Source organism: Streptomyces sp. SID12488 (genome assembly GCF_010548275.1).
Lineage (GTDB): Bacteria > Actinomycetota > Actinomycetes > Streptomycetales > Streptomycetaceae > Streptomyces.
The window spans coordinates 112,426-134,999 of sequence record NZ_JAAGLT010000024.1; the positions used below are offsets into that span (position 1 = coordinate 112,426).

The 22,574-nt window shown below is 70.6% G+C and carries 20 protein-coding genes; 6 read left to right on the forward strand and 14 right to left on the reverse strand.

Features of this window, described 5'->3' with window-relative positions:
- The first annotated feature begins 69 nt into the window (after positions 1-69).
- Positions 70-840 carry an IclR family transcriptional regulator gene (locus tag G3I56_RS30360; protein WP_164414515.1) on the forward strand — a complete coding sequence of 257 codons (771 nt, stop codon included), beginning with the start codon at positions 70-72 and terminating at the stop codon, positions 838-840.
- A gap of 306 nt (positions 841-1,146) precedes the next feature.
- Here G3I56_RS30360 and G3I56_RS30365 read toward each other — a convergent pair whose 3' ends face one another.
- Entirely contained in the window at positions 1,147-1,905 is a 759-nt protein-coding gene (locus G3I56_RS30365) for an IclR family transcriptional regulator C-terminal domain-containing protein (protein ID WP_164414517.1), read from the reverse strand.
- Positions 1,906-2,272: 367 nt separating this feature from the next.
- Between G3I56_RS30365 and G3I56_RS30370 the strand changes: the two genes are divergently transcribed.
- Entirely contained in the window at positions 2,273-2,830 is a 558-nt protein-coding gene (locus G3I56_RS30370) for a glycoside hydrolase family 25 protein (protein ID WP_164414519.1), read from the forward strand.
- 100 nt (positions 2,831-2,930) lie between these two features.
- Here G3I56_RS30370 and G3I56_RS30375 read toward each other — a convergent pair whose 3' ends face one another.
- Positions 2,931-3,143: an EF-hand domain-containing protein gene (locus G3I56_RS30375; RefSeq protein WP_164414579.1), complete on the reverse strand. Its 213-nt coding sequence runs from the start codon at positions 3,141-3,143 to the stop codon at positions 2,931-2,933.
- Between the two features lie 42 nt (positions 3,144-3,185).
- Positions 3,186-4,133, reverse strand: coding sequence for a MerR family transcriptional regulator (locus tag G3I56_RS30380; RefSeq protein ID WP_164414521.1), 948 nt, complete (start codon positions 4,131-4,133; stop codon positions 3,186-3,188).
- A 56-nt stretch (positions 4,134-4,189) separates the two neighbouring features.
- On the opposite strand from G3I56_RS30380, the gene G3I56_RS30385 reads away from it, so the two are divergent.
- Positions 4,190-4,828, forward strand: a complete 639-nt coding sequence (locus G3I56_RS30385; protein WP_164414523.1) for a GNAT family N-acetyltransferase — start codon at positions 4,190-4,192, stop codon at positions 4,826-4,828.
- Between the two features lie 15 nt (positions 4,829-4,843).
- On the opposite strand, the gene G3I56_RS30390 is transcribed toward G3I56_RS30385, so the two are convergent.
- From G3I56_RS30390 to G3I56_RS30420, 7 genes are all read right to left on the reverse strand, one after another.
- The gene (locus G3I56_RS30390) at positions 4,844-5,452 is read right to left on the reverse strand and encodes an ADP-ribosyltransferase (protein WP_164414525.1); all 609 of its coding nucleotides are present in this window, start codon (positions 5,450-5,452) and stop codon (positions 4,844-4,846) included.
- 98 nt (positions 5,453-5,550) lie between these two features.
- On the reverse strand, positions 5,551-6,741 hold the full coding sequence (locus G3I56_RS30395; RefSeq protein WP_164414527.1) for a YncE family protein: 1,191 nt from the start codon (positions 6,739-6,741) through the stop codon (positions 5,551-5,553).
- Positions 6,741-7,532, reverse strand: coding sequence for a polysaccharide deacetylase family protein (locus G3I56_RS30400; protein ID WP_164414529.1), 792 nt, complete (start codon positions 7,530-7,532; stop codon positions 6,741-6,743). The genes G3I56_RS30395 and G3I56_RS30400 overlap by 1 nt, the downstream gene beginning before the upstream one ends.
- Before the next feature lie 106 nt (positions 7,533-7,638).
- The gene (locus tag G3I56_RS30405; protein WP_164315485.1) at positions 7,639-8,142 is read right to left on the reverse strand and encodes an ATP-binding protein; all 504 of its coding nucleotides are present in this window, start codon (positions 8,140-8,142) and stop codon (positions 7,639-7,641) included.
- A 326-nt stretch (positions 8,143-8,468) separates the two neighbouring features.
- Entirely contained in the window at positions 8,469-9,236 is a 768-nt protein-coding gene (locus G3I56_RS30410; RefSeq protein WP_164414531.1) for an enoyl-CoA hydratase-related protein, read from the reverse strand.
- A gap of 90 nt (positions 9,237-9,326) precedes the next feature.
- The gene (locus G3I56_RS30415; RefSeq protein WP_164414582.1) at positions 9,327-10,517 is read right to left on the reverse strand and encodes an Ig-like domain-containing protein; all 1,191 of its coding nucleotides are present in this window, start codon (positions 10,515-10,517) and stop codon (positions 9,327-9,329) included.
- Between the two features lie 307 nt (positions 10,518-10,824).
- Positions 10,825-12,054 carry an Ig-like domain-containing protein gene (locus G3I56_RS30420; RefSeq protein WP_164414533.1) on the reverse strand — a complete coding sequence of 410 codons (1,230 nt, stop codon included), beginning with the start codon at positions 12,052-12,054 and terminating at the stop codon, positions 10,825-10,827.
- Positions 12,055-12,258: 204 nt separating this feature from the next.
- Here G3I56_RS30420 and glgX point away from each other — a divergent pair, with 204 nt between their 5' ends.
- On the forward strand, positions 12,259-14,583 hold the full coding sequence (gene glgX / locus G3I56_RS30425) for a glycogen debranching protein GlgX (RefSeq protein ID WP_164414535.1): 2,325 nt from the start codon (positions 12,259-12,261) through the stop codon (positions 14,581-14,583).
- A 77-nt stretch (positions 14,584-14,660) separates the two neighbouring features.
- Here glgX and G3I56_RS30430 read toward each other — a convergent pair whose 3' ends face one another.
- The 4 genes from G3I56_RS30430 to G3I56_RS30445 are packed head-to-tail and all read right to left on the reverse strand — an operon-like array spanning position 14,661 to position 18,292.
- Positions 14,661-15,308, reverse strand: a complete 648-nt coding sequence (locus G3I56_RS30430) for a response regulator transcription factor (protein WP_164414537.1) — start codon at positions 15,306-15,308, stop codon at positions 14,661-14,663.
- Entirely contained in the window at positions 15,298-16,563 is a 1,266-nt protein-coding gene (locus G3I56_RS30435) for a sensor histidine kinase (RefSeq protein ID WP_164414539.1), read from the reverse strand. Before G3I56_RS30435 ends, G3I56_RS30430 begins: the two co-directional genes overlap by 11 nt.
- A 32-nt stretch (positions 16,564-16,595) precedes the next feature.
- On the reverse strand, positions 16,596-17,381 hold the full coding sequence (locus tag G3I56_RS30440) for an ABC transporter permease (protein WP_164414584.1): 786 nt from the start codon (positions 17,379-17,381) through the stop codon (positions 16,596-16,598).
- A 5-nt stretch (positions 17,382-17,386) separates the two neighbouring features.
- The gene (locus tag G3I56_RS30445; RefSeq protein ID WP_164414541.1) at positions 17,387-18,292 is read right to left on the reverse strand and encodes an ABC transporter ATP-binding protein; all 906 of its coding nucleotides are present in this window, start codon (positions 18,290-18,292) and stop codon (positions 17,387-17,389) included.
- A gap of 182 nt (positions 18,293-18,474) precedes the next feature.
- Between G3I56_RS30445 and G3I56_RS30450 the strand changes: the two genes are divergently transcribed.
- A complete protein-coding gene (locus G3I56_RS30450; RefSeq protein ID WP_164414543.1) occupies positions 18,475-20,349 on the forward strand; it encodes an ABC transporter ATP-binding protein in 1,875 nt (624 codons plus the stop codon).
- Positions 20,346-22,526 (forward strand): ABC transporter ATP-binding protein, encoded by a 2,181-nt coding sequence (locus G3I56_RS30455; protein WP_239135196.1) that lies wholly within the window; start codon positions 20,346-20,348, stop codon positions 22,524-22,526. The genes G3I56_RS30450 and G3I56_RS30455 overlap by 4 nt, the downstream gene beginning before the upstream one ends.
- Positions 22,527-22,574: the final 48 nt, after the last annotated feature.

Here is a 22,574-nt window from a genome sequence, read left to right on the forward strand (position 1 = left end):
TCAACCTGCAATGTTCCCGCAACAACAGCGCTCGGCCCGTCGCTCACCCGGCGCTAAGCTCGGCCCGCGATGACCACCGACAACAGCCTGAAACGCGGCCTTGCCGTCCTGCGCCTCTTCGCCGAGCACCCCCCGCCGGACCCCCGCGGCCACACCGCCGCCGAGGTCGCCGCACTGCTGGGCCGGGAGCGCAGCCAGGTCTCCCGCATACTGCGGAGCCTGGAGGCAGGCCGGTTCCTGCGCCGCGACCCCGCGTCGCTGCGTTACTCCGGCGCCTGGGAGCTGTACGCGCGGGCACAGCAGATCACCGAGGCACGGCTGCACCGGGACGGCCGGACCGCGCTGGAGGGTGTCGCCGCCGACACGAAGGAGTGCGCCTACCTGGGAGTCCTGCGAGGCGCCAGCTCGGTGACGATCCTCGAGTCGATGCCGCCGGCCCTGTCCTCGTTCGTGTCCTGGGTGGGCCGCGGCTACCCCGCCTACTGCAGCGACGCCGGACAGGCACTGCTGTTCGACGCCGAGCGCGCCGAGGTCGAGGCCGTCCTCTCCCGCACGGCCTTCGTCCGGCACGGCCCGAACACCCCGGCCGACCTGGACGATTTCCTGGCCCGGCTCGACGCGGCCCGGCAGCGGGGCTACTCCATCGTCGACCAGGAGGCCGAGCCCGGTCTGTACTCGCTCGCCGCCCCGGTCAGGGACTTTCGCGGCGAGGTCGTCGCCGCCGTCCAGGTCGTCGGCCCCCGCCACCGTCTCGAACCGGCGACGGCGGCCTGTGCCGACTCGGTGGTCCGCTGGAGCAACTGGCTGACCGCCGCGCTGCGTTCGACGGACCGGGACTGAGGCTCACCCGAGCAGCCGGGCCGACGGCACCGCCGACCGCCGCGACGAGTTCGACGGACCACGGCCGGCGCCCAGATCGGCAGGCGCGCCGACCGCGCCGCGTCACCGACCGCCGCGACAGGTTCGACCACCCACGACCGAGGCTCAGCCCAGCAGGCCGGCCGCGCCACCACGCCACCGACCGCCCCGACGAACTCGCCGGACCACGACCGGGGCTCCATCCAACAGACGAGAGCCACCCGCGACACCGGCCGCTCCGACCAGTTGACGCACCCCCGCTGGGGCTCAACCGACCACGCCTGAGACTCAGCCCAGCAGACGGGCCAGCCGCGACGCCGCGTCACCCACCGCCGCGACCAGCTCGGCCCGGTCGTCCCTGACCGCCGCGTGCGGAACGACCGCGCTGACCGCCGCCACGATGTCCCCGCGCGGATCCCGCACCGGCGCGGCGACTTCCAGCACGTCCTCGTCGTACTCGCTCTCGCACACCGCGACCCCTCGCGCGGCGTCGGCGGCGACCCGTGCCAACAGGTCGTCCACGGTCCGCGGCGCGTAGGGACCGCCCGCCCCGATGAAGTCCTCGCCGCCGAGCAGTTCGGCGACCGCCTCCCGGGAGTGGTCGAACAGCAGTGCCCGTCCCGCTCCGGTGCACCAGACCGGTGTCTGCCGCCCCGCCCGTGCCCAGGCGAACTCGGCCCAGGCCGCCAGTTCGGCCCGCACCGAGAGCACCATCGCCCCGCCGAGCACGTCCACGTACGCACACGCCCCGAACCGGGCCACCAGGCCTCGCAGCAGCGCCCGGCTCTCCGCTCCCCACGGGCCGACCTGCGCCGCCACGGCCAGCAGATCCGTCCCGGCACGGAACTCGTGCCCGTCACGGGCCAGCACTCCGGAGCCGACCAGATCCCGCAACAGGCGCGAGGCCTGCCCCTTGTCCAGCCCGCTCTCCTCCGCCAGCCGGACGACGCCAGGCCCTCCCCGGGTGTCGAGCTCCCCGCGAACCACCCGCTCCACCAGTCCGAGCCCCCGGGGCAGCGCACCCATCACCACGTCCACCTGCCGCATGCTACCCATCCCGGCGAGGTCCCAGGTGTCGGGTCAGGCGCTGTCGGGGTAGCGCAAAAGCCGCCGAAGTGCGTGCCGGCACCTCCCGCGCCCGCTCCTGGAGCGCCCGCGCCATCGTCGGGCGACTCCGCCCCGGCGGGCCCGTGCACGACCGCGATCCCGGCCACGGCGCCGACGGACACGGAGGCCTCGGCCCGGTCGGGTCGGGTCGGGTCGGGTCGGGTCGGCGTCGGTGCCGGCTTCGGTGACGACCAGAGGCCGAACCGGCAATCACCCGTGCCCCCGAATCACTTGTGCAAAGGTGGGGAGCCAGCAACTCCTGTCCCCCCACCGGTACTTCCCCCACCGGCACCTCAGGGAGCACCCCATGCTGCGCGGCATAGACGTGAGTGCGTACCAGTCCTCCACCTACGACACCGACGGCATCTCCTTCGTCTTCATCAAGGCGACGGAGGGCCGTTCGTACGTCAACCCCAAGCTCGCGGCCCAGACGCAGCGGGCCCGCGACGCCGGCTGTGTGGTCGGGTTCTACCACTTCCTCTGGCCCGGCAACCTGACCGCCCAGGCCGAGTACTTCCTCAGCAAGGCCTCGGAGCGGGCGGGCGCCGACATCCTCGCCGTCGACTGGGAGACGACGGGCGACGGCACCCACGCGTCGAACGCCGAGAAGGACACCTTCATCCGCAAACTGAAGGAGCTGCGGCCGGACAACCGGGTCGTCCTCTACTGCAACAGGAGCTACTGGCTGAACGTCGACACGACCTCCTACGCGGGCGACGGACTGTGGATCGCCGACTACGTGACGGCCGGCGAGCCCCGTATCCAGGCGACCTGGCGCTTCCACCAGTACACCGACGACCCGGTCGACACGAACGTCGCCGACTTCGCGACCAGGACGGCTCTGCAGGAGTGGGCAGCCGTCTGAAGGACCGCTCCCTCACGGCCCCGCGCGATGCCGCCGGCGGGAACGTGAGAGGGCGCCCACCGACGATCCGGCGGGCGCCCCATACACGTACTGATCAGACCTACTTGTTCAGGTACGTCCAGAACTCGTCGAACGACAGGAGCTTGTCGCCGTCGAGGTCGCGGGAGGCGATGATGACCTCGGCCACGGATTCGGTGACGTTCCAGTCACCCGCCTGCGCCAGGGCGGACTTGAACTCGGCGGCCGTGATGAGCCCGTCACCGTTCGTGTCGATCCGATCGAACTGCTTGCGTGCTTCCTCGATGTCCGCCACCGGGACCCGCCCCTTCATGTACGTACTGCTGACGAGGTCAGATTAGCTGGCCAAGCGGGTACGCAGCGCCGCGACCACCCACGCGAACTCCTCGCGGTGCGCGGGCAGCGGGTCCGTGCCGCGGACCAGCGCCTTCAGCTCCCGGAAGCGGGCCATTTCGTCGTGCGCCGCGAACTCGACCCGTTCCAGTACGGCGGCCCGGTCGGCGTTGCCGAGCAGCCCGGCCAGCACCTCCTCGGCCTCCGGCTCCCCGGGCTCGACGCCCCGCTCCCGGGCCTCGCCCGCGAGCTGCACCAGCCGGCTCATCAACCACAGGGAAGTACCGGCCCGCGCATCCGGGCCCCGGTCCGCCGCGTTGAACTCGATCATCTGCCGCATGCGCGTCCTGAAACCCTGGTCCTGGATCAGCTCGGCCAGCTCCACCCAGGCGTCCACCTGCTCGGGCGTGGGGTCCTCGGGCAACTCACCGAGACCGAACCGCAGCCGGGTGCGAATGTCGGGGTCCGCGGTGTCGAGGCCCCCGAAGGTCTCCTCCATGAAGTCGTCGGTGATCCGCTTGCGTTCGGCGGCCGACAGCCGCGCCAACTTGTTCATGAGCGTCATCTCCTCCGCGGTCGAACCGCGTCTCGCCACGGACGACAGCACCGCACGGGTCACCCGCAGGGTCCGGATCTGCGCGTCCAGCGCCGCCACATGCGCGGCGGCCACCTCCGCGACCGTCGTCTCACCGGCCAGCACCGCGCGTACGTGGTCCAGGCCGAGGCCCAACTCGCGCAGGGTGCGGATCAGTTCGAGGCGGGCCACGGAGCCGGCGTCGTACAGCCGGTAACCACCGGACGACCGGGTGACGGGCGGCAGGGCGCCCTCGTCGGACCAGTAGCGGATGGTCCGTACGGTCAGGCCGGAGGCCCGGGAAAGCTCGCCGATGGTGAGATGTACGGTGCCGTCGTGCAGGGGGTCTGGGGGGCTTCCCCCCGGATAGCGCAGCATGATGGCGAGTCTGGGCCTTCCAGTGGGTGGAGACTCAAGAGGCCGGGAGGGGCACTGTGGGGGAAACGCTGAAGGACATTCTCGACTCCGTGGCCCTGGGCGTCTTCCCGCCTCCCGACGGCCGTACCACGATCGTGGCCCAGTCCTCCCACCGCGATGCCGGGGTGCTCGCCTTCACCGCGCACGCGGTCGTCTTCACGGACGAGGACCCGGAGTGGGTACGCCGGACCCTGGCCGGAGTGGACAGCGACGCGCTCTCCGCACCGATGAACCCGCGCTTCCTGGCCGCCCTCATGGACCGTACGGGCCGCTCGAACGAGACGATCGACCTCCTGGCGGTCGCCTCCCCCCTCCAAGGGGACCCGCCGCTGACGCTGACGGAGATCGACGACCCCGGGCATCACCGGATCGCCCGGGCCCACAAGCACCGCGACGACGTGCGGGTGTGGGCGGCCGACGGCGGGGTGCTCATCCTCGGGCGCGGGGTCGCGGGCCGGCTGGAGGCCGCGGTGGAGGTGGCGGAGACGGTACGGCACCGGGGGATGGGCCGGGCGCTGGCGTCTGCCGCGCGGCAGCTGAGCGGTGGGGAGCCGGTGTGGGCGCAGATGGCTCCCGGGAACGCCCGCAGTGTGCGGGCGTTCCAGGCGGCCGGGTTCGTGCCGGTGGGCGGGGAGGCTCTGCTCCTCGCCCCGTAGGCACCCTGGGTGGGCTCAGTGCCAGGCCTCGAAGTGCGGGTTGCTCTGGCAGCCGCTCATGATCTCGACCTTGGTGGTCTTGTTCACCGGACAGACGCCGATGATGTACTTCCGGTCGACACCGCCGGGGAAGGCGACCTCGACCTGGTCGGCCCATTTGTGGGTGTCACCGATGGTCTTGTTCACGTCCACGCCGCCCGGGGCGTCGATGTAGTAGTTGTATCCCGACTTCCACCACGTCTTGTACAGGTCGTGGTCGTACGTCGTGGAGACGTACGGGGAGGGCTGGTTGACCAGGACGTACTTCTCGATGTCGTACTGGCCGTTGATGACGTCCCGGGGCTTCAGGCCCTCAGCGAAGACGATCTCCGGGCCGCGGCCGTCGCTGCGGTAGAGGGTTTCGCAGGTCTTGCGCCAGACCGGGTCGGGCGTGATGCGGTCGACGTCGACGCGGCGGTCGACGGCCGCCTTGATCGGATCGTCGAACTGGGGGCAGGCCGGGGCGGCGGCCCTGGCGCCGGACTTCGGAGCGGCTGCGGGGAGGGTGGCGGCCGAGGTCGCGAAGACCGCGGCCAGGGAGAGGGCGACGGCAGCGGTCCGCCGCCGCAGGGGAGTTGTGATCATGGATGCACCATGTCGGGTCTGCGGCGGCGGGGCGCGGATCATCACTCGATCGGCGGCGTGTCACATGACGTACCGCCGGTGGTCCAACTGACACCGGATCAGCGGAAGATGCCCGTGTGGCCGAGTGAATAGCGGCCGGGCTGCGGGTAGACGGCGAGACCGTGCGGGCCGCGGCCGACCGCGACGCGGGCGAGCTGCTTCCCGGTGCGGGTGTCGATGGCGTACACCTCGTCGTCGTAACGCCCGGACAACCAGAGGACCTTGCCGTCGGCGGAGACGCCGCCCATGTCGGGGCTGCCGCCGTCGGGCAGCTGCCACTTCTTCGTGACCTCGCCCTTCTCGAAGTCGAAGACGGAGACGGTGCCCTCGCCCCGGTTGGAGACGTACATCTCGCGGGAGTCGCGGCTGACGTACAGCCCGTGGGTGCCCTTGCCGGTGGGCAGGAGGGTGGGCCGGGTGAACTTGTCGCCGTCCAGGACCCACATGCCGTCGGCCATCATGTCGGCGATGTAGAACCGCTTCCCGTCCGGCGAGATCTTGACGTCCTGGGGCATCGCGCCCTCGTAGGGAAGCTTCTGCTGCCCGACGACCTCCATCTTCTCCGTGTCGACCTTGAGCAGTTCGCCGCTGAACTCGCAGGACACGATGAAGTACCGGCCGTCGAGGGAGAAGTCGGCGTGGTTGACGCCATAGCAGGTGACGGGCACGGTCTTGGCGATCTTCATGGTGTGCGGGTCGCGGAAGACGAGCTCGCGGTCGAGGGAGGCCATGACGACGGCGTATCTGCCGTTGGGCGTGAAGTAGAGGTTGTAGGGGTCGTGGACGTCGACCGGTTCGCCCGCCTTCCCGGTCCTCGGGTCGATGGGCGTGAGGGTGTGGCCGCGGTTGTTGTTGACCCAGAGGGTCTTCAGGTCCCAGGAGGGCACGACGTGTTGGGGCTGGCGCCCGACGTGGATGGTCTCGACGATCTCGTACGTCTTCGGATCGATGACGGAGACGGTGTCGGACTCGGTGTTGGGCACGTAGACGCGGGACGGGAAGTCCCGGACGACCGGCGACAGTCTGCCCGGACGGTCGGCGGCGTACACATCACGTGGGTTGAGGACGGGCGGCATCCCGGGCAGTCCCCGGACGACGGGCTCGGCGGGGACGGCAGGCCTGGCGGGCCTGACCGTGGCGAGGGCCCGGTTCGGCTGGTCGCGGGCCGGGGTGCCGCAGCCGGCGAGTCCGCCGAGGACGGTGAGAGCGGCCCCCGTGACGAGGGCGCGGGCGATGACGGTGGGGGGCATCAGGTCAGCAACTCCGTGGTGGTCACCGCGCGCAGGCCGCGGCGGTCGAGTTCGTGCAGGAGGCCGGGGAACGCGGCAACCGTGTCCGCGTAGCCGAAGTGCAGGCTCACGATCGAGCCGGCGCGGATGCCGGTCATGACATTGCGTACGACGGCGGGGGCGCCCGGCGAGGTGAAGTCGAGGGAGTCGACGTCGTAGGACAGGACGTGCGGGTAGCCGGCGCGCTGGGCGAGCCGTTCGACGAGCGGGGAGGCGAGGGCGGCCCGGGAGGGCCTGAACCAGGTGCCGATGGACCCGGTGAGCCCCTTCAGCCGCTCGGCGCACCCCCTGATCTCGGCGTCGGCGTCCGCCTCCGGCATGGCGTTGATGTCGAGGTGCCGGAGGGTGTGGTTACCGAGTTCGTGACCGCCGTCGAGGACGCGGCGAGCGAGGCCGGGATGGGCGTCGAGCCAGGTCCCGACGGTGAACACGGTGATATGGGAGCCGTGTTTCTCGGCGGCGGCGAGCAGTGCGTGCGCGGTGGCGGGGTCGCCGTCGCCGTGGAAGGTGAGGGCGACCTGGGGGTGGTCGCGGGGGCCGTGGGCGATCTGGGCGGGGTAGTGGAGAAGAGTGGCGGGAGTGGGGGCGGGGGTATGGGAGGCCGGTGCGGAGGAGAAAGCGGCGACGGGGTGAGCGGCGGTACCGCCGGTCGCGGTATCGGTCGCGCACCCGGTGGTCAGCACCCCCGAGGCAACGATTCCGGCACCCGCGCGCAGCACCGCCCGACGGTCGGTCGTGGTCACCCGCACCATTTAAGGGGGGTTGGTCCGGAAAACGGGCGATTAGCCCGATCGGCGGCCCGCCCACCCGGTCACCGCCCATACGGTCAGGCGGCCCCATATGCGGTCGCGCGCCGCCCTAGCGGTCGGCGACCCGCATCTCGAACCACGTGGTCTTCCCGCGCGGCAGCAGGTCGACACCCCACCGGTCGGAGAGCTTGTCGACCAGCATCAGCCCCCGCCCGCTGATGTCCATCTCCTGGACCGGCATCAGACACGGCAGCCCTCGCGAGGGGTCCCGGACCTCCACCCGGATCCAGCCGCGGCGTCGGCGCATCCGCAGGCCGAACACTCTCGCGCCTGTGTGCCGCACCGCGTTGCCGACCAGTTCGGAGACGAGCAGTACCGCGTCTTCCGTCATCTTGGGGGTCAGCCCCCACTGCCGGAGCACGACGACCTGGGTGAGGCGGCGCGCGGTCGCGGCGGACTCGGGGCGGGACGGCAGCGGAACCTCGGCCTCCGTCGGGTTTCCGAACAACTCGAGCGCCTTGAGCGCCCGTTCGTCCTCCACCGCAGGCGACCACCGCGCCGCCGTCGCACGGCCGTGTCCCCGCGGCTGTTCCATGCCTTCCAGCCCCGCCATGCCCCCATCATGGCGGCCCGAGCCGTCCCCGGGGGCCGTTCCGAAGGAATACGCCCCCCGGAACACATCATTCCGAATAGGCCGTTCGGCATATGCCGAAGGCATCCCATGGACCTCTGGAGGTCCTCCGACCTGCGACGGAAGCTCACTTTCGGGCAAGCGACAGGCCCCCTCGACAAGGCAAACTCAAGGCTGCGTCAAGGCTCCCATAAACCGCCCGATCGAGGGACCCGGATAAGACACCGCGTCAACTGCAAGTACTTTGTTCGACCAAAACCAGTGGAACGCCGTGGAACTCGGTCGAACTCGGTGCAACCCAGCGGGAGTCAGAGGAACTTCGCCTTGCCCGGACCTTCCTCCACGAAGCTCCGCATCCCGATCTCCCGGTCCTCCGTCGCGAACAGGCCCGCGAACCAGTTGCGCTCGATCGCGAGCCCTGTCTCCAGGTCCGCCTCCAGACCCGCGTCGATCGACTCCTTCGCCGCGCGCAGCGCGATCGCCGGTCCCTGAGCGAGCTTCGCCGCCCACGCGTGTGCCTCGGTGTACACGTCGGCGGCCGGTACCACGCGGTCCACCAGACCGAGCGACAGGGCTTCGTCGGCCTTGACCATCCGTCCGGTGAAGATCAGGTCCTTGGCTTTGGACGGGCCGATCAGCCGGGCCAGTCGCTGCGTACCGCCCGCGCCGGGAATCACCCCGAGCAGGATCTCCGGCTGGCCGAGTTTCGCATTGTCGCCGGCGATGCGGTAGTCCGCGCAGAGTGCCAACTCGCAGCCTCCGCCGAGCGCGTAGCCGGTCACCGCGGCGACGACGGGCTTGGGGATACGGGCGACGGCACTGAAGGAATCCTGCAGGTCCCTGGACCGGGCGACCATCGCCGCGTGGTCCATGGCCTGCATCTCCTTGATGTCCGCGCCGGCCGCGAACACCTTCTCCCCGCCGTACACGACGACCGCCCGTACGTCGTCTCGACGGGTGGCCTCCTCCGCGAGCTCCTTGAGGCGGTCCTGGGTGGCGACGTCCAGCGCGTTCATGGGCGGCCGGTCCAGGCGGATCGTGCCGACGCCATCGGCGACTTCGAGATGCACAGTCATGTACGCAGGTTAACGGGGGCTAACGACAACGGGCCCGGTGCTGTCAGTCACACCGGGCCCGCAGAACGTCGCAGCGAAGAAAAGGAGGGGCTACGCCTTCCACTTCTCCCAGGACATGTTCCAGCCGTTGAGCCCGTTGTCCGGGTCGACGATCCGGTCGTTGGAGTTCTTCACGACCACCACGTCGCCGATCATCGACCGGTCGAAGAACCAGGCCGCGGCCACACCGCTGTCGTAGCCGCCGCGCACGTCCCGCAGGCCGATGCAGCCGTGGCTGGCGTTGTAGTTGCCGAAGGCGTCGCCGCCCCAGTAGTTGCCGTGGATGAAGGTGCCGGAGTCGGTGAGGCGCGAGGCGTGCGGGACGTCCTTGATGTCGTACTCGCCGCCGTAGCCGACCGTCTCGCCGTTCATCCGGGTCACTTCGAGGCGCTCGGTGATGACCATCTGGCCGTTCCAGGTGTCATAGCCGGGCTTGCCGGTGGTGACGGAGATGGTCTTGATGACCTTGCCGTCCCGTCGTACGACCATCTTCTTGGTCTTGACGTCGACCGTGGAGACCTGGCTGCGGCCGACGGTGAACGAGACCTGCTTGGCCTGCTTGCCGTAGACGCCGGGCCGTCCCTCGACGCCGTCGAGAGCGAGGGAGACGGTGACCTTCGTACCCGGCGCCCAGTACTTCTCCGGGCGGAAGTCGAGGCGGTCGTTGCCGAACCAGTGGCCCTCGACGTCGACGGCCGGCTCGGTCTTGACCGTGATGGCCTTCTCGACGTCCTCGGGGTGCGTGATGCCCCGGGTGAAGCGAACCGAGAACGGCATGCCCACGCCGACCTTCGTACCGTCCTCGGGCGTGAACGTACCGACGAACGTGTTCTTCGGGGTGAGGGTGGTGAAGGAGGACTCCTCCGCCGCCGCGCGCCCTTCGGTGTCCTTCGCCACCACGTGCACCTTGTACGTGGTCGACGCGGCGAGATGCGTGGCGGGCGCCCACTTGGTGTTGTCGGCGGTCAGCGCGCCCGCGACCGCGTTGCCCTTGGAGTCCTCGACCTTGACCTCGGTCAGCTTGCCCTTGGCGGCGCTGACGTTGAGTGCGCCGCTGGTGTCCACGGACTTCGCGCCGTCCTTGGGCGCGATGGTGACGACCGCCTGCGACTGCTGGGTCTGTGCGGTGGTGGAGTCGTTGCCCTTCGGCTTGGCGTCGTCGGACCCGGAGCCCGAGCCGCCGCTCCCGCCCCCGCCGCACGCGGTCACGGCGACGAGCACAACACCGGCGAGCAGTGCCAGCGGCCCTCTGCTGCCCCGTACGCCTCGTGTCCCGCTTACCCGTACCCCGCCCTGCTGTGCCGCAGCCGAAGCCCCCGATATCGGTCGCGTGTTCAAGCTTTCTCCCCTCCCCGTGGCCTGACTCAGGCCCGCTTTCCCGGTGCGTCCCGCGCACCCGGGCGCATATTAAGCACAAGGTCACGCCCTCCGGCGGCCCCTGAAGGTCACCATTCCGTCCCAACATCATCAGATTGTCGGACCCGACTGTTTACGTCACTCCGGTGATCGTTGCAGCACTTCGGTGATCGCTACATCGTTCGGTTTCCCGCTACTGCTTCACGGCACTGCCCGCCGTCCATTCCTTCCAGCCCATGTTCCACCCGCCGAGCCCGTTGTCGGGAGCGACCTTCTTGTCCTTGCTGTGGACGACCTCGATGACGTCCCCGACCAGGCTCCGGTCGAAGAACCAGCCCGCCGGACTGTCCGAACTGCCGCCCTTCACGTCCTTCAGTCCGACGCAGCCATGGCTGACGTTGGTGTTGCCGAAGGCGTCCGGCGCCCAGTAGTTGCCGTGCAGGAAGGTGCCGGAGGTGGTCAGCCGCATCGCGTGCGGCACATCCGGGATGTCGTACTCGCCGCCGAAACCGACCGTACGGCTGTTCATCCGGGTCACTTCGAGCATCTCCGTGACCACCATTTTCCCGTTGTACGTCGTGTTCTTCGGCGACCCCGCCGTGATCGGCACCGTGGCGAGCAGGTCGCCGTCGCGCCGCACCTCCATGGTGTGCGCGGCGGCGTCGACCAGCGAGACCTGACTGCGGCCGACGGTGAAAGTGAACGTCCTGCGCTGGATCCCGTACACCCCCGGCGCCCCCTCGACGTCCCGCAGCGCCAGGTCGACGGTGACCCTGGTTCCCGGCGCCCAGTACTCCTCGGGCCGGAAGTCGAGGCGCTCGGCGCCGAACCAGTGCGGCCGGATGCCGACGGCCGGCTCCGCGGTGACGTGGATGGCACGTTCGACGGCCGCCCGGTTCCTGATCTCGCGGTTGAACTCCAGCGACACGATCATTCCGGTGCCGACCGTGGCGCGGTTCTCCGGGGTGGCGTATCCGATGAACCGCTCATCGGGCACGTAGGTGGTGAAGGTCGTGTGCCGGGCCGAACGGCGTCCGTGGGCGTCGAGCGCCACGACGTCGACCGTGTACCTGGCGGCCAGCGCGAGCCGCGCGTCGTCGGGCCGCCAGGACAGCCCGTCCTCGGAGATCCGCCCGGACACCTCCGAATCCTGCGCGTCCTGGGCCCTGACGACCTTCACCGACTCCAGGCGCCCGCTGGGCACCCGTACGAGAAGGGGGTTGTCCGGGCGTACGGAGCGGCTGCCGTCGTCGGGCGAGACGCGGATCACGTCCTGCGGCGCCCGGGGTTTCCCGAACACCGAGTCCGCCCCGCCCACCCCCTCCGAAGTGCAGCCGGCGGCTCCGGCCAGCAGTCCTGCCCATGTCAGTACGGCGACCAACCCGGCCCTCGCGCGCCGAGCGCGCCCTTGTGCATGCCTCACGCAGGACCCAACGACTCGGCCCGCCCCGGGGAAACGTGAGTGCGAGCCGCGCTCTGGGCAGAACAGGGGGGAGAAACGACGCGAAGACCGACGCGAAGAACAACGCAACAGGGCGCCGCGGCCGGGACACCGCACACTTGTTCGAGCTTTGCTCGCTTCGTTTCACTCGTTCTACTCTTTCCACGAGTCGCGGGAGGCGGAGAGGTGTCCAGCACAGCCGAGCAGAAGGCGGTCGCCGAACAGCGAGCCGTCGAGGAGAGGCGCCCCGAAGTCGTGTTGCCCGAGACCGACCTCACCATCGGTACCCATACCGACACCGACAGTGCGCCGAACGGCATGTCACGCGCCGCGCTGCCCGCCGTGCCCGTGTGGCCGGGAACGCCGATGCCCCTGGGCGCACGTTTCCGCACGGGCCCGGACGGGGTGTCGGGCACCAACTTCGCGCTGTGGGCGGGCGGAGCGGAGGCGGTGGAGCTGTGCCTGTTCGGGGAGGTGGAGGAGGGCGCCGGTGAGGTGGAGACCCGTGTCCCCCTCACCGAACTGACGCACGAGATCTGGCACGGCTTCGTACCCGGGGTCATGCCGGGTCAGCGCTACGGCTATCGCGTGCACGGCCGCTGGGACCCGTGGACCGGCGCCCGCTGGAACCCGGCGAAGCTGCTTCTCGACCCGTACGCGCGAGCGGTGGACGGCGATTTCGACCTGCCACCCGAGGTGTACGGGCACGTCCGCGACTGGCCCCAGCAGCAGATCGCGGACACCGTGCGCGACGACCGCGACTCGGCGCCGTTCGTCCCGAAGGGCGTCGTCGTCCACGACGACACCTCCGACGACGAGTGGGCGGACGACCGCCGCCCGAAGACCCCGTGGGCGGACTCGGTGATCTACGAGGTCCACGTCAAGGGCTTCACCAAGCTGCACCCCGGCATCCCGGAGGAACTGCGCGGCACGTACGCGGGCCTGGCCCACCCGGCGGCGATAGAACACCTGACGAAACTGGGCGTGACGGCGGTGGAACTGCTGCCGGTGCACCAGTTCGCGCACGAGGACCATCTGCTGCGCCGGGGCATGAAGAACTACTGGGGCTACAACTCGATCGGCTACTTCGCCCCGCACGCCGGGTACGCGGCGACCGGTACGGCGGGCCAGCAGGTCGGCGAGTTCAAGCGCATGGTGCGCGCACTGCACGCGGCGGGCATAGAGGTCATCCTCGACGTGGTCTACAACCACACGGCGGAGGCGGACGAACACGGTCCGACGCTGTCCCTGCGGGGCATGGACAACAGGGGCTACTACCGGCTGCAGAGCGACGCGCGCCGCTACACGGACTACACGGGCTGCGGAAACACGCTCCACGTGGTCCAGCCGCACGTACTGCGGCTGATCACCGACTCGTTGCGGTACTGGGTGACGGAGATGGGGGTGGACGGTTTCCGCTTCGACCTGGCGGCGGCCCTGGCCCGCTCGATGCACGACGTCGACATGCTCTCCCCCTTCCTGGCGGTGATCGCGCAGGACCCGGTACTGCGCCGGGTGAAGCTGATCGCGGAGCCGTGGGACGTCGGTTCCGGCGGCTACCAGGTCGGCGCGTTCCCACCCCTGTGGACGGAGTGGAACGACCGCTATCGCAACGCGGTGCGCGACTTCTGGCGGGGCGCGCTGCCGGACGTACGGGACCTGGGTTACCGGTTGTCGGGGTCGAGCGACCTGTACGCGTGGGGCGGTCGCAGGCCCTACGCCTCGGTCAACTTCGTCACGGCGCACGACGGTTTCACGCTGCGGGACATGGTGTCGTACGAGCACAAGCACAACGAGGCGAACGGGGAGGGCAACCGGGACGGCACCGACGACAACCGCGCCTGGAACTGCGGCACGGAGGGCGAGACGGACGACGAGCACGTACTGGCCCTGCGGCGCCGCCAGTTGAGGAACCTGCTGACAACTCTGTTGCTGTCGACGGGCGTTCCGATGCTGGTCGCGGGCGACGAGCTGGGGCGTACGCAGGGGGGCAACAACAACGCGTACTGCCAGGACAACGAGATCAGCTGGGTGGACTGGACCCTGCTCGAGGACCCGGGCTGGCGTGCGCTGACCGAACTGACCGCACGCCTCATCGAGTTGCGGCACCGCCATCCCGTTCTGCGCCGACGTGCGTTCTTCTCCGGCCGGGCCCGTTCGACCGACGGGCTGCGGGACCTGGCCTGGTTCACGGCTCTGGGCACGGAGATGACGGAAGGGGACTGGTACGCCCCGGCGGAGACCCTGGGCATGTATCTGTCGGGCAGCGACATCCCGGGCCGGGACGCCCGGGGCGTCCCGATCACCGACGACAGCTTCCTCGCGATCCTCCACACGGGCGACCTCCCGACGAACTTCGCGCTACCGGGGGCCCCTTGGGCGCAGCGGTACGAGGTCGTCGTCGACACGTCGCGGGAGGAACAGGGTGAGGCGCCGGGGGTGGAGTACCGGGCGGGGGTTGAGGTCGAAGTGCCGGGGCGGGCTGTTCTGCTGCTGCGGGTGGTGGGGTGAGGGACGGCCTCGATTCAGGACCTACGCAGGTCAGATCCTCTGCGGGTCAGGGTCCTGTGCGGGTCAGATCCTCTGCGTCAGGGCCTCTGCGGGCCGAGGATGCCTCGCTCGTATGCCGTCGCCACCGCCGCCGCGCGGTCCTTCACGCCCAACTTGGTGTACAAGTGGGTCAGATGGGTTTTCACCGTGGCCTCGCTGATGAAGAGGGCGCGGGCGATCTCCCGGTTCGACGTGCCCTTGGCGACCAGGGCCAGCACCTCGCGTTCGCGGGCCGAAAGGGGCTCGTTGCCCGGGGTGCGGACCGCGGAGACCAGACGGGAGGCCACCGCCGGGGAGAGGACGGTGCGGCCCTGGGCCGCCGCCCGTACCGCCGTGAAGAGTTCGTCCCTCGGGGCGTCCTTGAGGAGGTAGCCGGTCGCGCCCGCCTCGATCGCGGGGAGAGTGTCGGAGTCCGTGTCGTACGTCGTCAGGACGAGGACCCGCGCCCGGGACCGGCGGCGGGCCAGTTCGGCGATCGCGTCGACTCCGCCGCCGCCCGGCATCCGCAGGTCCATCAGGACAACGTCGGGGTCGAGCGTGGCGGCCAGTTCCACCGCCTCCACGCCGTTCGACGCCTCGGCCAGCACCGTGAAGTCCGGTACCAACTCGAACATGCCGCGCAGACCGTCCCGTACGACGGGATGGTCGTCGACGATGAGGAGGGTGATGGGTGCGTCAGTGGTCATGGGGGACCAACGGTACGCGTGCCGAGACCGCCGTGCCGTGACCCGGCTCGGACTCCACGGTGAGCGTGCCCGCGACCCGTTCGGCGCGGGCGCGCATGCCGTCGAGGCCGAAGCCGCCGGTGCCGGTGCGTTCGCGGACCGCGAGCGGGTCGAAGCCCTCGCCGTCGTCGCGGATGTCGAGGATCACCTCGTCGCCGAGGAAGGTCAGGGTGACGCCGGCCCTGGACGCACGGGCGTGGCGGGAGGCGTTCGACAGGGCCTCCTGGGCGATGCGCAGGAGAGTTGCCGCGAGCTCCGCATGGAGCTGTTCCGCCGGGCCGGTGACCGTGCACTCGGCGCGTACGCCCGTCCGTTCGGCCCAGTCGGCGACCGTCTTCTTCAGGGCTCCCGGCAGGTCGTCGCTCTCCAGGGCCACGGGCGCCAGGTTCTGCACGGAACGGCGGGCCTCGCCGAGGCTGTGACGGGCCAACTTCACGGCGCGGTCCACGTGTTCGCGCGCCAGGGCCCGGTCCTGGGTGTTCGTCACCACCTGGAGCTGGGCGATGATCCCGGTCAGGCCCTGGGCGATCGTGTCGTGGATCTCGGCGGCCAGCCGTCGGCGTTCGTCCGCGACGCCCGCCTCCCTTGCCTGGTGGAGGAGTTGGGCGTGCAGGGCGGCGTTCTCGTCGAGGGCCTGCTGCAACGCCGTGTTGGTGCGTTCGAGTTCGGTGATGGTGAGGGCCCGGTCGCGGGAGCGCTGTTCCTCCTGCTCGGTGGCGTGGGCGACCAGCGCCTGCAGACCGAAGTTGACGACGAGCAGCGCGGCGAACGCGGCCCACTGGACCCCGCTGTCGAACAACAACCCGCCGGCCTGCGCGGCAGCCACGGTGATCGCGCTGGCGAACAGCCCGAGCCGCCGCCACATGCCCGGGATCAGCTCGTCGGCGTCCATGTAGCCGGTGGCGGCGTAGAACGCGAAGAACGGGTTGATCCAGGTGAGCAGGAAGGCGATCGCCCAGCGGACGACGTAGTACGCCGTCCCCGCCCGGGACGGGGTGCGGCCGCGGTTCGCCCGCCGGGAACGGGTGCCGTGCCACCAGAGCTGGAGCGCGAGCGCGGCGCCGACCAGGACCCCGGCGGCCCGCCACTCGACGGGGCCGTCGATCAGGTCGGCGGAGACGGCGCCGAGGACCACGCTGACACCGAGCAGCCCGTACGGCCCCCAGATGTGCAGTTGCTCCATGCGCCGGTCGATCTGCGTGTCCGCCGCGGTCATGTCCCCAGTCTGCACGGACCCTCGGCCGTCCCCTACTCCCACCGGAACCAGCGCGCGGCGCCCGCCGTCAGCAACACAGTCCAGGCCACCAGCACGCCCAGGTGGCCCCAGCCGGGCCAGTCCCCCGCCGCCGCCCGGTTCAGCGCCTCGGCCGCCGCGCCGAACGGGGTGAAGCCGACGATCCTGGCCAGCACGTCCGGCATGGTCTGCACCGGCGCCCACAGGCCCGCGCAGAACATCGCCGGGAAGAACACGGCCGAGCCGATCGCGCCCGCGATCTTCGTCGTCCGGGACAGCGCGGAGACCACCGCGCCGAGCGCGAGGGCGACCAGGACGGTCAGGGCGAGGGCCAGGGCGTAGCCGAAGGGCTGCCGCGGCAGTCGCACGTCGAAGGCCAGGCGCCCGACCGCCAGGGCGAGCAGCGACGAGGCCAGGGCCGCCCCGCCGTAGACCAGCATCTGCGCGGAGAGCAGGGCGGCCGGGCGGACCGGGGTGGCGGACATCCGGCGCAGGATGCCGCGCTCGCGGTAGCCGGTGAGGGTCTGCGGCATGGACTGGAGCCCGCCGACGATCGGACCGAGCAGCACGGCCACCGGGACGTACACGTCGATCGTCCGCAGGCCGCCCAGGTCGGCCTGGTGGTCGCCGAAGGAGGGGATCGCGCCGAGGATCACCAGGAGGAGCGTCGGGAACAGCAGGATCCAGAAGAGGGCGCCGGGTTCGCGGCGGAAGAGGCGTACCTCGGTCCTCAGTACGGCGGTGTTGACGATGGACGTGTCCGACGTGTGCGACGTGTGCGACGTACTCGTGGCGCTCATGGTGCTCATACCGCTTCCTCCTTCGTGAGGTCGAGGAACGCGTCGTCCAACGTGGCGTCGGTGACACGGAGTTGGTGGGCGGTGACATGGCTTCGGGCGAGGAGGGTGATGACCGCGTTGACGGTCTCGTCCGTGCCGGACAGGGTGACGCGGCCGTCCCTGTAGTCGACCGACGCGAGCGCCGGGAGCGTGTTCAGAGTGTCCTCGGCCAGCGTGGCGGACGGTGTGAAGCTGATCACCGTGGCGCCTGCCGAGCGGCGGATCAGACCGGCCGGGGTGTCCAGGGCGGCGATCCGCCCCTTGTCGATCACGGCGATCCGGTCGCACAGCCGCTGCGCCTCCTCCATGAAGTGGGTGACCAGGAGGACCGTCACCCCGCTCTCCCGTACGTCCTCGATGAGCTGCCAGGTGTCCCGGCGGGCGCGTGGGTCGAGGCCCGTGGTGAGTTCGTCGAGGACGACGACCCGGGGATTGCCGATGAGCGCGAGCGCGATGAACAGGCGCTGTTTCTGGCCACCGGAGAGCTTGCCGAACCTGACGTCGAGACGGTCGGTCAGGCCCAGCCGCTCGGCCAGTGGGCGCCAGTCGGCCGGGCGGGGGTAGAAGGCGGCGTAGAGCTCCAGGGCCTCGCGGACGGTCAGCTTGGCCTGCAGTTCGCTCTGCTGGAGCTGGGCGCCGAGGACCCGGCTGGTGGCCTCGTGGTCGGTGACCGGGTCGAGGCCGGTGACCCGGACCCGGCCGCCGTCGGGAACGCGCAGGCCCTCGACGCATTCGACGGTGGTGGTCTTGCCGGCGCCGTTCGGGCCGAGGATGCCGAAGATCTCGCCCTCCTCGACGGAGAAGGAGACACCGTCCACGACGGGACGGCCGCCGTAGGACTTGCGCAGTTCGTTCACTTCGATGACGGACATGCAACCAGCGTCGCGGTGCGGGACGGGGCGGCACATCGGCCGACGCGCTCGGACCCACATCAGCCGATCGGTTGACACGCATGTACGACTTCTCGAACACGCAGGTCGTAGGACCTTCGGCGGACCGAGTTCGGGTCAAAACTCGGTAGGCACTGTCAGTGGTGGTTTGTAGGCTCGGATCGATGCCCACGACACGTGCAACCGCAAAGGACCCCGAGGTCCACGCCGGCCGTTCCGCCGTACGCACTCTGCTGCGCCTGTGGCCCTACGTCCGGCCGGTGCGCGCACGGCTGTTCGTCGCCGCCTTCGTCGCCGTGCTCGCCTCGTGCATGGGGCTGGTGATCCCGCTCGTCCTGAAGTGGATGGTGGACGGGCCGATCGCCGACCGGGATTCCCGGGGTGTGTGGTTCGGGGCGCTGTGGCTGCTGCTCCTCGGTGTCGGGGAGGCGCTGCTGTTCGGGCTGCGGCGGTGGCTGGTGGCCCGGCCGTTGGCGGGGGTCGAGGCGGCGATGCGGGCGGCTCTGTACCGGCGGCTCCAACGGCTGCCGGTCGCCTTCCACGACCGGTGGCCGTCCGGGCAGTTGCTGTCCCGGGCGACGTCGGACCTGCAGTTGCTGCGGATGTTCCTCGCCTTCCCGCTGACGTTCCTCTTCGTCAACGCGGTGACGATCCTGGTCGGCGTGATCATCATGCTGGTCCAGGACTGGTCACTGGGGTTGGTGATCCTGGGGCCCGCCATTCCCGTCCTGATCGTGTGCATCGTCTTCGAGCGGCGCTACCACCTCGTGGCCCGGCGGGCGCAGGACCAGGTGGGTGACCTGACGACGGTCGTCGAGGAGAGTGTGCTCGGCATCCGGATCATCAAGGGGTTCGGGCGGCACCGGAGTCAGGCGCGGGCGTTCCGTGAGCTGTCGGGGACGTTGCGCGGGACCGAGTTGCACAAGGCCCGGCTGCTGTCGGCGATCTGGGCGGTGATCGTCACGCTGCCGGAGCTGGCGATCGGGGCGGCGCTCGTCCTGGGCACCGTGCAGGTCGCCGACGGTGACCTGTCGGCCGGCACGCTGGTCGCCTTCCTGTCCACGGCCCTCGCCCTGCGCTGGCCCGTCGACTCCATCGGCTTCCTCCTCGCGATGAGCCAGGACGCGGCCACCGCCACGGAACGGTACTTCGAGGTGATGGACGAGGATCCGGAGAGCGAGGGGGACTCGCTCCCCGGCGCCCATCCCCGTCCCCATGCCTCTGCCTCCGGATCCTCGGGCGCCGACTGTGGGCTCCGCTTTCACGACGTCTCCTTCCGGTATCCCGACGCCCCCGCCGACTCCGCTCCCGTCCTCGACCACGTCGACCTGCACATCCGCCCCGGCGAGTCCATGGCCCTCGTCGGCACGACCGGCAGCGGCAAGACCACGCTCACGGCACTCGTCCCCCGGCTGCACGAGGTGACCTCGGGGCGCATCACTCTCGACGGGCACGACATCTCCGCCCTGCCCAGGGAAGAACTGCGCGCCCTGGTCGCCGTCGCCTTCGAGGAACCCACTCTCTTCTCCGCGAGCGTCGGCGCCAACGTCCTCATGGGGGCCCAGGAGTCCGCGGGCGAGGCCGAGTTGCGGCACGCGCTCTCCGTGGCGCAGGCCGATTTCGTGCACTCGCTTCCGCAGGGCACGGACACCCAGGTCGGCGAGCAGGGCCTCAGTCTGTCCGGCGGCCAGCGGCAGCGGCTCGCGCTGGCCCGGGCGGTCGTGGGCAAGCCCCGGTTCCTCGTCCTCGACGACCCGCTGTCCGCGCTGGACGTGCACACGGAGGCCGCCGTCGAGGCCGCGCTGCGCCGGGTCCTCGCCGACACCACGGCCCTGATCGTGGCGCACCGCCCGTCCACGGTTCTGCTCGCCGACCGCGTCGCCCTCCTGTCCGGCGGCCGGATCGCCGCCGTGGGCACGCATCACGAACTTCTGCGGACGAACGCCGAGTACGCCTGGCTGATGGCCGGCGCGGACGAGGGGACCGACCGCGGCGACACCCCCCACGGCACCGACAGCTTCGAGGAGGCCGCCCGATGACGGCGCCCACGACCACCGCGCCGACCCCCGACGACGAGGAACGGCCCCCCGGCCCGGACTCCAGGCCCGACTCCGGACCGAACGCCGACTCGGACACCGCACCGAACGCCGGACCGAACCCCGACCTGCACCCTGGACCGGACACCAGCCTGAACGCCGGGCCGAACACCGCACCGAACGCCAGGTCGGACGCCGGATCGGACACCATGCCAAACGCCGGTCCGGACACCGACCCGAACCCCGGACCGCACCCCGGGCCGGACACCAGGCTGAACGCCGAACCGGACACCGGACCAACCGCCGGGCCGAACCCCGGAGCAACCGCCGGGCCGGAAGCCGGACCAGCCGCCAAGGCGGCCCCCGCCGTTCCCCGGCCCCCGGCCCCCGGCGACCCCTTCGACCAGGACGACCTGCCCACCCCCAAGGGCGCCACCGCGAGCCTGCTGCGGTCGCTTCTCGCCCCGATGAAGGGCCGCGTCGCCCTGACCGCCGTACTTCTGCTGCTCCAGCAGGCGGCCGTCCAGGCGGGCCCGCTGCTCGTCGCGTACGCCATCGACCGTGCCGTACCGGCCTTCCGCGACCACGACAACGGGCCGCTCGTCGCCGTCGGGGTCGGCTATCTGCTCTGCGCGCTGGCCTCGGGCGGGCTGCAGTACTGGTTCATCTCCGCCGCCGCCCGGGTCAGCCAGGACGCGCTGCTCGATCTGCGCGGGCGTATCTTCCGGCACGCGCAGGCGCTCAGCCTCGACTTCCATGAGCGCTACACCTCGGGCCGGCTGATCTCCCGTTCCACCGCGGACGTCGAGTCGCTGCGCGAGCTGCTGAACGACGGGCTCCAGGAACTCGTCACCATCGCCCTGTCCTTCGCCTACATCTCGGCCGTCCTGCTCTGGCTGGATCTGAGCCTCGGCGCGCTCGCCATCGCCTCCTTCGTGCCGCTGTACCTCCTCGTCCGGCTCTACCGGCGCCGGGCCGGCCGTGTGTACGCGCTGCGGTCCACGGCTATCGCCGCCGTCATCGTCAAGTTCGTCGAGACGATGAACGGCATCCGGCCGGTGCGCGCGTTCCGTCGCGAGGCCGCCAACGACGCGGAGTTCGAGGACCTCAACCGGCGTCACGAGCAGAAGAACGGCGACGCCATCCTGGAGATGGCCCGTTACGTCGTCGGCTCCCGGGTCGTCGCCAACTCCGCTGTCGCGGCGATGGTGTTGTGGGGTGCCCACCGGGTCGCGGACGGCTCGCTGGAGCTGGGTGTGCTGGCCGCCGCCGTGCTGTACCTGCGCCGGCTGTACGACCCCATCGACCGGCTCGGTATGTTCCTCAACTCCTACCAGTCGGCCACCGCCTCCCTGGAGAAGATCTCCGGGCTGCTCGCCCAGGCCCCCTCGGTCCCTGAGCCGTCGGCTCCGCGGGAGCTTCCGGTACTCGAGTCCGAGCATCCGGGTCGCGAGGTCGTCTTCGACGGGGTCCGGTTCGCCTACCGCACCGGCGGCGAGGTGCTCCCCCGCTTCGACCTCACCCTTCCGGCCGGGCAGACCGTGGCGGTCGTCGGCTCGACCGGCGCCGGCAAGTCCACCCTGGCCAAGCTGCTCGCCCGCTTCTACGACCCCACCGAGGGGCATGTCCGCCTCGACGGCGTCGAGCTGCGCGACCTGTCGGGTGCCGATCTGCGGCGCGGGGTCGTGATGGTGACGCAGGAGGCCTTCCTGTTCTCCGGCAGCGTCGCCGACAACATCGCCATCGGCTCCCCGGACGCCCCTCGCGAGGAGATCGAGCGCGCGGCCAAGGCGATCGGCGCCCACGACTTCATCACCGCGCTGCCCGAGGGCTACGACACGGACGTACGCAAGCGAGGTGGCCGTATCTCCGCCGGGCAGCGCCAACTGGTCGCGTTCGCGCGGGCGTTGCTCGCCGATCCGGCGGTGCTGATCCTCGACGAGGCGACCAGTTCGCTCGACATCCCGGGCGAACGGGCCGTACAGCGCGCGATGTCGACGATCCTGAAGGGGCGTACGGCCGTCGTGATCGCGCACCGGCTGTCGACCGTCGAGATCGCCGACCGGGTGCTGGTGATGGAGCACGGGCGGGTCGTCGAAGACGGCGCCCCGGCCGAACTCATCGCCGGTACGGGCCGGTTCGCGGATCTGCACCGGGCCTGGCGGGACAGCCTGGCGTGAGCCCGTGAGCAGCCCATGAGCAGTTCGTGATCTTGTAGGCGCAGGACG